The organism is Pseudomonas sp. Yb2C2 (assembly GCF_052112325.1).
Lineage (GTDB): Bacteria > Pseudomonadota > Gammaproteobacteria > Pseudomonadales > Pseudomonadaceae > Aquipseudomonas > Aquipseudomonas marginalis.
In genome coordinates this window covers 358207-366377 of the sequence record NZ_JAVAJK010000005.1, presented here as the reverse complement: position 1 = coordinate 366377, position 8171 = coordinate 358207, and the positions used below count along the sequence as shown (strand labels likewise).

Below are 8171 nucleotides of genomic sequence, written 5' to 3'. Positions count from 1 at the left end.
CTATCGGGAGCAAGCCCCCTCCCACATTCGCTCTACCTTTTGCTCTGGATACGTTCTGTAAAACCTCCCCGCCTCGCTCTTCCCTACCTCGTCTACCCTTGAAAAACCGCAGGAAGCGGCCGCCCATTTCAAGGAACGAGCATGTCCCTCGCCATCGTCCACAGCCGCGCCCAGATCGGCGTCGAAGCCCCTGCCGTCACCGTTGAAGTGCATATGGCCAATGGCTTGCCGTCCCTCACACTGGTGGGTTTGCCCGAAACCGCCGTCAAGGAAAGCAAAGACCGCGTGCGCAGCGCCATCCTCAACTCGGCCCTGCAATACCCCGCGCGCCGCATCACCCTCAACCTCGCGCCCGCCGACCTGCCCAAGGACGGCGGGCGTTTTGACCTGGCGATTGCCCTGGGGATCCTCGCCGCCAGCGTGCAGGTGCCAGCGTTGATGCTCGATGACATTGAATGCCTGGGTGAGTTGGCGTTGTCCGGTGAAGTGCGTGCGGTGAAAGGCGTGCTACCGGCGGCTTTGGCGGCGCGCAAGGCCGGGCGCACCGTGATAGTGCCTCGGGCGAATGCCGAGGAGGCGTGCCTGGCGTCGGGGTTGAAGGTGATTGCGGTAGACCACTTGTTGCAAGTGGTGGCGCACCTCAATGGGCACGTGCCGATTGAGCCCTACAAGTCCGATGGCCTGCTGTACTTGAACAAGCCTTATCCGGACCTGAGTGAAGTTCAGGGCCAGCTCGCGGCCAAGCGAGCGTTGCTGATCGCTGCAGCGGGGGCGCATAACCTCTTGTTTAGCGGGCCGCCCGGCACCGGCAAGACCTTGCTCGCCAGCCGCCTGCCAGGTTTATTACCGCCGTTGAGCGAACAGGAGGCGCTGGAGGTTGCCGCGATTCAATCGGTTGTAAGCCTGGCGCCGCTGAGCCATTGGCCCCATCGACCGTTTCGTCAACCGCATCACTCGGCATCCGGCCCGGCACTGGTGGGCGGCGGCTCGAAACCACAGCCGGGAGAAATCACCCTGGCTCATCATGGGGTGTTGTTCCTGGATGAGTTGCCGGAATTTGATCGCAAGGTGTTGGAAGTGCTGCGTGAACCGCTGGAGTCGGGGCATATCGTGATTTCCCGCGCTCGCGACCGAGTGAGTTTCCCGGCACGCTTTCAACTGGTGGCGGCGATGAACCCCTGCCCTTGCGGCTATATGGGCGAACCCAGCGGGCGCTGTCGTTGTACGCCGGAGCAGATTCAGCGGTATCGCAACAAGCTCTCGGGGCCGCTGCTGGACCGGATTGACTTGCACCTGACCGTGGCGAGGGAAACGACGGCACTGAACCCGATCCAACAGGCGGGCGAGGATACCGCCCATGCCTCAGCGCGGGTCGCCCAGGCTCGCGAGCATCAGCAAAAGCGCCAGGGCTGTGCGAATGCCTTTCTTGATCTGCCGGGGCTGCGCGAGCACTGCAAGCTCACGAAGGTGGATGAAAACTGGCTGGAAACGGCCTGTGAACGACTGACCCTATCGCTGCGCGCGGCCCATCGACTGCTCAAGGTGGCGCGCACCCTGGCGGATCTGGATCAGGTAGAGACCATCACCCGCGACCACCTGAAAGAGGCCCTGCAATACCGCCCGGCGGCGATCACTTAAGCTTGGCGCAGCGCCAAATGTGGAAGGGGGCAAGCCTCCCACATCTTGGAAAACGGTGGCTCAGCGAAAGCGATCCACCTCATGGCGCAGGCTCGCCGCCAACGTCTCCAGTTCCTTGGCAGTAATCGCCAGGTTCGACACCACCTCACGCTGCTCGCTGTTAGCCAGCGCGATGCTCTGCAAGTTGCTGCTGAGCAAGGTCGCGGTGCTGCTCTGCTCTTGGGTGGCGGTGGTGATCGCGGCGAATTGCTGGCCGGCCGAGCGGCTCTGCTCATCAATACGCGCCAGGGCCGAGGCTACGTCGGCGTTGCGCGACAAGCCTTCCTGCATCAGCGTGTTGCCGTGTTCCATAGTGCTGATGGCGTTACCGGTTTCCCGCTGGATGCTCTGGATCATCCCGGAAATTTCATCGGTGGCTTCGCGGGTGCGCGATGCCAGGTTGCGTACTTCATCAGCCACCACGGCAAACCCACGGCCCTGTTCACCAGCGCGTGCAGCCTCGATGGCCGCGTTGAGCGCCAACAGGTTGGTCTGTTCGGCGATGGACGTGATCACACCGACGATGCCGCCGATTTCCTGGGAGCGCTGGCCGAGGGTGTTGATCACCGTGGCCGTGCTGTTCAGGGCGGTGGCAATGTGTTCCAGGGACGACGACGCCTCCTGCATCGAGGTGCGGCCAATGCGGGTCTGCTGGGCGTTTTCCTGGGCCAGGCGTTCGGTATTGCCCATGTTGTCGGCGATATTTAACGACGTCGCGCTGAACTCCTCTACCGCGCCGGCCATGCTGGTGATCTCGCCGGACTGCTGCTCCATGCCCTCATAGGCACCGCCGGACAAACCGGACAACGCCTGGGCGCGGCTGTTGACCTCTTCGGCAGCGTTACGGATATGGGAGACCATCGTCGACAGCGCTTCACCCATCTGATTGAAGCTGCGCGCCAGTTGGCCGATTTCGTCATGGCTGGATACGTTGAGGCGTGCGCTCAAGTCGCCCGCACCCAAGGCTTCGGCCTGGTGTACCAAGTCACTCAGCGGTTGCAGCTTGCTGCGCAGCAGCCAGACCGTGGCGCCCACCGCCAGCAACATCGCCAGCACGCTGCCGATCACCAGGCGAATCCCCACGGCCCAGGTCACCGCGCGGATTTCAGCTTTCGGCATGCTCGCGACCACGGCCCACGGGCCGCCTTCGAACGGTACCGAAACGCTATAGAAATCTTCGTTCTTGTCGCTCCAGAAGCGACCTTTGCCCGGGGTCTTGGCCAGGTCCAGCATCACCGGCACCGATTGATCCAACGCCTGCACACCGGCGGGTGCCACTAGCCAGTGCTTTTGCTCATCCAGCAGTGCAAGGGAGCCGGTCTGGCCAATTCGGAAGCGCTTGAGGTTTTCGAATTGGGCATTCTGCGCATCGGTGTAGTCAAAACCGATGAACAGCACGGCGATAACCTTACCGCCGCTGTCACGCACCGGGCTGTACTGGGTCATGTAGGAACGATCGAACAACACCGCCCTGCCGATGTAGGTCTGCCCACCCACAACGCGCTGGTAGGCCGGGCCCTGACGGTCGAGGACGGTGCCGATGGCGCGGTTGCCATCCTGCTTGGTCAGGGACGTGCTGATACGGATGAAGTCGTCGCCACTGCGCACAAATACGGTGGCCACGCCGCCAGACATTTGCTTGAACTCGTCCACCTCATCAAAGTTGTTGTTCAACACCTCGTTGCCCAGGTACAGGCTGGGCGTCTGAACACCGGCCACGCTCACGGGTTGGTCCACATGCACGCTCAACCCGGCACCGAAACGTTTTTCAAACAGCCCGCTCAAACGCTGGGTGCTCTCGCGCAACGTGCTGTGGAAGGTATTGAGTTGGTCGGCAAGCAAGCGCGCCTCGCTGGCCAGGTGCTCCTCGCGGGTATCGAGGTTGGCGGAATCGAGGGAACGCAAGGCGAAAACAGTACTGCCGCTGATGACGACAGCCAAAATCACGGCTAACGCGAGACCTAACTGGGAGGCAATCCGGGCGCGAGGTTGAGACATGACAGCTCCTGGCCGAGGCCAGGATCATCCTGATCTCATAGCGCTGCTCGGCAAATTATCTGGTGGGAAACGTTGGTGCACGATGGTTCCAACACACCTACTTCGGCGGCGTTTTGCAATACTTGAGCGAATCGCAGGGGTATCACGCAAACGGTTGCGTCGCTGAGTCAAAACCCCTCAATTGAGCCGTTCGACGTCGGGTAAAACCATGGCCTGCACCTCGCTCTGGAGGAAATCCGCCAGACGCCGCAAGCGCTCACCCCCTGGACGGGTTTTCGGCCACACCAAATAGTAATTTTCCCCACTCGCTACCGCAGTCGGCCACGGCAAGCTCAAGCGTCCCTGCGCCACATCCTCGGCCACCATCAGCAGGTCGCCCATCGACACGCCATAACCGCGGGCGGCGGCGATCATGCCCAGCTCCAAGGTATCGAACACCTGCCCGCCTTTGAGCGACACCTGGGACGATAGCCCCATGCGCTCCAGCCAATTGCGCCAGTCTCGGCGGTCGGGTGTGGGGTGCAGTAACTCGGCGCCGGCCAGGCGGGTCACGTCCCAAGGACCGTCGTTCAACAGGTTCGGTGCACCCACCGGTATCAACAGCTCGGGGAACAGATAGCTGGCTTCCCAATCCGCTGGAAAATGCCCGTAGCTCAATAACACCGCGCAATCGAACGGCTCCTGGTTGAAGTCCACCTCGTCCACGCTCATCCAGGCGCTGGTCAGTTGCACCTCATTGCCCGGCTGCAGCGCCCGGAAGCGGCTGAGTCGCGCCAGCAGCCAGCGCATGGTCAATGTGGAGGGGGCCTTCATGCGCAGGATGTCATCTTCGGCATTCAAGGTATGGCAGGCGCGCTCCAGCGCCGCGAACCCTTCGCGCACACCGGGCAACAACAGACGCGCCGCTTCAGTGAGCTGCAAGGTGCGGCCATTGCGCTGGAACAGCCGGCAGGCGAAATGCTCTTCAAGCGTGCGGATATGTCGGCTCACCGCACTTTGGGTGATCGACAACTCCTCGGCCGCGCGGGTGAAAGAGCTGTGTCGGGAGGCCGCTTCAAACGCGCGCAAGGCATAAAGAGGAGGAAGACGACGAGACATGAGGAAAGCTCCGACAGCGCAATACTGAAACCCTACCAGAATCAATCAAGCATGAGTTTTAATCATGCAAACGATCGCATTTATCCCTTTGTGCAATGGGCTGAGAGCGCCGAGAATCAGCACTTCCCCAACCCTCTGACTTTTTGAGCGTGATGATCATGCAGCATCCGGCACGTACCGAACTCTGGGCCATTCTGCGGCTGTCAGGGCCGTTGATTGCCTCGCAGTTGGCGCACATGCTGATGGTGTTGACCGACACCCTGATGATGGCGCGCCTGAGCCCCGAAGCCCTGGCCGGTGGCGGCCTGGGTGCCGCAAGCTATTCGTTCGTCGCGATTTTCTGTATCGGCGTGATTGCCGCCGTGGGCACCTTGGTTGCGATCCGCCACGGCGCGGGCGATATCGAAGGTGCCACCCGCCTGACCCAGGCCGGGCTGTGGCTGGCCTGGCTGATGGCCCTGGCGGCGGCCCTGCTGCTGTGGAACCTCAAGCCGGTGCTGCTGATGTTCGGCCAGACCGAGACCAACGTACATTCGGCCGGGCAATTTCTGACCATGCTGCCGTTTGCCCTGCCCGGCTACCTGAGCTTCATGGCCCTGCGCGGCTTTACCAGCGCCATCGGCAAAGCCACTCCGGTGATGGTGATCAGCCTCGGCGGTACGGTGGTCAACTACCTGCTCAACCACGCACTGATCGAAGGCATGTTCGGCCTGCCCAAGCTCGGCTTGATGGGCATCGGCCTGGTCACGGCGATTGTCGCCAACAGCATGGCGCTGGCGTTGATGTGGTACATCCGCAGCAACCGGGCCTATGCCGCCTACCCGCTGAGTACAGGGCTGCTGCACCTCAACACCCAATATCTGCGCGAGTTGTGGCGCCTGGGCCTGCCGATCGGCGGCACCTATGCGGTGGAGGTCGGGCTGTTTGCCTTTGCAGCCCTGTGCATGGGCACCATGGGCAGCACGCAGTTGGCAGCGCACCAGATCGCCCTGCAAATCGTATCGGTGGCCTTTATGGTGCCGGCGGGGATGTCCTACGCGGTGACCATGCGCATCGGCCAGCATTATGGCGCCGGACAGTTGGTGCACGCACGCATGGCCGGGCGTGTCGGCATAGGCTTTGGCGCGGCGATAATGCTGGGATTCGCGGCGGTGCTGTGGCTGTTTTCCGAGCCGCTCATAGGACTGCTGATCGACCACGACAACCCGGCGTTCCACGACGTGATCGTCCTGGCCGTGAGCCTGCTGGCCGTCGCCGCGTGGTTCGAGCTGTTCGACGGCGTGCAAACCATCGCCATGGGTTGCATTCGCGGGCTCAAGGACGCCAAGACCACGTTCCTGATCGGTGCGGGCTGCTACTGGTTGATTGGCGCACCCTCGGCCTGGCTGATGGCTTTCACGTTGGGCTGGGGGCCAACCGGCGTGTGGTGGGGCCTGGCACTGGGACTGGCCTGCGCCGCGATAAGCCTGACCTGGGCGTTTGAAGCGAAGATGAAGCGGATGATTCGCCGGGAAGGCCCGGCGCCCGAAGCCGACACCGGCTTCCAGGCGGTACAGGCCGACTAGAGACCCTCGCTCACGCGGGTGTGCTTGCCGTCGCCGAAGGTCAGGTATTCCACCAGCTCCGGCAACGGCAGCGGCTTGCTGATCAGGTAACCCTGGGCCTGGTCGCAGCCGAACAGCCGCAATAGCGCCAGTTGCTCGGGGGTTTCCACACCTTCGGCCACCACTTCCAGATTGAGGTTGTGCGCCAGGTTGATCATCGCGTGCACCAGTTTGCGGTTCTCTTCGCGCTCCTCCATGCCGCCGACAAAGCTTTTGTCGATCTTCAACAAGGCAATCGGCAGGCTGTTGAGGTGCACAAACGACGAGAAACCGGTACCGAAGTCATCCAGGGAAAACCGCACACCCAGGCGACCAAGGGCGTCCATGGTCTGCTTGACCAGGTCACTGCGGCGCATCACGGCGGTTTCGGTCAGTTCGAACTCCAACCATTGCGCTTCCACGCCGCGCTCGCTGATCAGCCGGCTCAGTGTAGAAAGCAGCTGGCTGTCCTGGAACTGGCGAAACGACAGGTTGACCGCCATATGCAGCGGCGGCAGGCCGCGTTCGCGCAGGTCTTGCATGTCACGCAGGGCCCGGGAAATCACCCAGTAACCCAACGGTACAATCAGGCCGCTCTGTTCGGCCAGGGGCACGAATTCACTCGGCGGCAACAGGCCGCGCTCGCCGTGGCGCCAGCGCACCAGGGCTTCCAGGCCGACGATATGCCCGTCGTCGAGGTCGAGGCGCGGCTGGTAATGCAGCTCCAGCTCATCACGGCGCAAGGCACGGCGCAGCTCGCTTTCCAGGTCGGCCAGGCTGCGCGCGTTGCGGTTGATGCGTTCGTTGAAGATATGAAAGGTACAGCCCTGGGTGCTCTTGGCTTGCTGCATGGCGATATGGGCGTGCCACATCAGCGGGTCGGCGCCGGCACGGGCGCGGGCATGGGCCACGCCCAGGCTGCAGCCGATCAGCAGGCTTTCGCCATCCACCCAATACGGCTCGGCCATGGCTTCGGTGATGCGCTCGGCCATCCACTCCGCACGCTGGGGCGCGCGGCGCGTATCGATCAGCAGGGCGAATTCGTCGCTGCCCAGGCGCGCCAGTTGATCGCCGGCTTCCAGCTGGCTCTTGAGCCGCGAGACCACTTGCAGGATCAGGCGGTCGCCGGCCTGGTGGCCGAGGGCATCGTTGGCATGGCGGAAATTATCGAGGTCCAGGTGACCGAGGGCCAGGCCGCGACCTTCGTTCTCGGCCAACCGTGCGGCCAGCAGGGTCTGGAAGCCCTGGCGGTTGGCGATGCCGGTGAGCGGGTCCTGCTCGGCCAGGCGTTGCAGGGTGTTTTCCAGCACCCCCCGCTCACGCACATGGCGCAGGCAACGACGCAACGTGTCGGCGTCCAGCGCATTGCGGATCAGCCAGTCACTGACGCCCAGTGGCGGAACCAGCGGCTCCTGCTCCAACAACAACACGCACGGCAAGCTGCAACGGCCAGGGCCGGGTTGCAGGCTGGGCATGGTCAACAGCACTGCGCTGTCGTCGTCATCGAACAGACGACTCACCGAGTCCCAGTTTGGCGCGCTGATCAGCACAGCCCCATCGCCCATCGGCGCCAGGCACTCGCGCAACAACGCTGCCCACTCAGGCGTATCGGCCAGTAGCAGCAAACGCAAGGGTTCGACAGGCGTAGACAAGCTAGCTCCCTAGACTCTGCAAAAATTCGTTGGCGGCGGGCATTATGACGTGCGGCCTGATAATCACCAATGATCGTGGTTATCAAATACGCAGGCTGTAAGCAATTGTCTTAAAAACCCAGACATCCTGCGGCAAAGTAGCAAAACCGGCAAATTTAGATCG

Annotated in this window: 5 protein-coding genes; 2 read left to right on the top strand and 3 right to left on the bottom strand. The window is 62.6% G+C overall.

The window, feature by feature from the left end; translation table 11 throughout:
* Positions 1-141: 141 nt before the first annotated feature.
* Positions 142-1638, top strand: a complete 1497-nt coding sequence (locus Q8X51_RS09725; protein WP_407693709.1) for a YifB family Mg chelatase-like AAA ATPase — start codon at positions 142-144, stop codon at positions 1636-1638.
* 60 nt (positions 1639-1698) lie between these two features.
* On the opposite strand, the gene Q8X51_RS09720 is transcribed toward Q8X51_RS09725, so the two are convergent.
* Both Q8X51_RS09720 and Q8X51_RS09715 read right to left on the bottom strand, forming a co-directional pair.
* Positions 1699-3675, bottom strand: coding sequence for a methyl-accepting chemotaxis protein (locus Q8X51_RS09720; RefSeq protein ID WP_407693710.1), 1977 nt, complete (start codon positions 3673-3675; stop codon positions 1699-1701).
* Positions 3676-3852: 177 nt separating this feature from the next.
* A complete protein-coding gene (locus Q8X51_RS09715; protein WP_065926692.1) occupies positions 3853-4773 on the bottom strand; it encodes a LysR substrate-binding domain-containing protein in 921 nt (306 codons plus the stop codon).
* 152 nt (positions 4774-4925) lie between these two features.
* On the opposite strand from Q8X51_RS09715, the gene Q8X51_RS09710 reads away from it, so the two are divergent.
* Positions 4926-6338 (top strand): NorM family multidrug efflux MATE transporter, encoded by a 1413-nt coding sequence (locus Q8X51_RS09710; protein ID WP_065926693.1) that lies wholly within the window; start codon positions 4926-4928, stop codon positions 6336-6338.
* On the opposite strand, the gene Q8X51_RS09705 is transcribed toward Q8X51_RS09710, so the two are convergent.
* On the bottom strand, positions 6335-8008 hold the full coding sequence (locus Q8X51_RS09705) for a putative bifunctional diguanylate cyclase/phosphodiesterase (protein ID WP_065926694.1): 1674 nt from the start codon (positions 8006-8008) through the stop codon (positions 6335-6337). The genes Q8X51_RS09710 and Q8X51_RS09705 overlap by 4 nt on opposite strands.
* Positions 8009-8171: the final 163 nt, after the last annotated feature.

Excerpts from the sequence above, each read along its gene's own strand:
- Q8X51_RS09725 (WP_407693709.1), top strand. The coding sequence starts at position 142 with ATGTCCCTCGCCATCGTCCACAGCCGCGCCCAGATCGGCGTCGAAGCC.
- Q8X51_RS09720 (WP_407693710.1), bottom strand. The coding sequence starts at position 3,675 with ATGTCTCAACCTCGCGCCCGGATTGCCTCCCAGTTAGGTCTCGCGTTA.
- Q8X51_RS09715 (WP_065926692.1), bottom strand. The coding sequence starts at position 4,773 with ATGTCTCGTCGTCTTCCTCCTCTTTATGCCTTGCGCGCGTTTGAAGCG.
- Q8X51_RS09710 (WP_065926693.1), top strand. The coding sequence starts at position 4,926 with ATGATCATGCAGCATCCGGCACGTACCGAACTCTGGGCCATTCTGCGG.